Origin of the sequence: Aequorivita antarctica (assembly GCF_007997155.1) — a bacterium.
In the GTDB taxonomy this organism is placed as follows: Bacteria; Bacteroidota; Bacteroidia; order Flavobacteriales; family Flavobacteriaceae; genus Aequorivita; species Aequorivita antarctica.
The window spans coordinates 1-1,079 of record NZ_VORT01000040.1 but is presented as its reverse complement, the minus strand read 5'-3'; the positions used below and the strand labels follow the sequence as shown (position 1 = coordinate 1,079).

The window sequence follows — 1,079 nt, the reverse complement described above, 5'->3', positions numbered from 1 at the left end:
AACACGGTGACCCTAACGGTAACCGATGTTAATGGCAATGTTTCTACCTGTACAACAATAGTAACAGTAGAAGACAGCATCCCACCGACCATAGCCTGTCCAGCAGACATCACGGTGAACACCGATGCGGGCATGTGTAGTGCCATAGTTACTTTCCCGATGCCGATCACCTTTGATAACTGTGGTGTGGACACTGTAGTGCAGACTATGGGCGACCCAAGCGGAAGTATGTTCCCAGTGGGGGCGACTACCATTGAGTTTACCGCAACGGATGTGAACGGAAACGTGAGTACCTGTAGCTTCATCATTACGGTGATAGACAACGAGGCGCCTGTAGCAGTTTGCCAGAACATTACCATCCAATTGGATGAATTTGGTAACGCAAGTATAGTTGCAGCAGATGTTGACGGTGGCAGCACCGACCAATGTGGTGTGGCTACTATTTCAATAGATATGGATACGTTTGATTGTTCCAATGTTGGAGACAACAACGTAATCCTTACCGTAACGGATGTAAACGGAAACACTAGTACGTGTACCGCCATTGTGACTGTTGAGGACGTAACCGCCCCTGTGGTGGCCTGCCAGAACATTATAGTTGAACTTGATCCTGTAACGGGAACAGTAACTATTCTTGGAACGGATATAGACAATGGCTCTACCGATGCCTGTGGCATCGCAAGCTATGATCTTGACATAGACACCTTCGATTGCTCGAACATAGGCGACAACACAGTGGTACTGACGGTAACCGATGTAAACGGAAACACTGAAACCTGTACCGCTATCGTAACGGTAGAGGACAATACAAGTCCGGTGCTGGTTTGTCAAGATTTTACCATTGAGATTGGAGCGGATGGTACTGCCACCCTTAGCCCAAGTGATGTGATAGCCAGCAACGACGATGCCTGTGGTATCCTTACGGTAGCTGTTGACATTACCCAGTTTAGTTGTGCAGATATCGGAACCCCGGTAACAGTGCAAGTATTCAGCCAGGACAACAACGGTAACCTAGCCACTTGTACGGCAACGGTAACTGCGGTTGACCTTCTTGCGCCGGTAGTTACCTGTCCAGCAGA

At 48.5% G+C, this 1,079-nt stretch carries 1 protein-coding gene; it reads left to right on the top strand.

Features of this window, described 5'->3' with window-relative positions; all coding sequences use genetic code 11:
- The coding region (locus ESU54_RS17650; RefSeq protein WP_146848197.1) for an HYR domain-containing protein at positions 1 to 1,079 on the top strand (1,079 nt) is incomplete at both ends.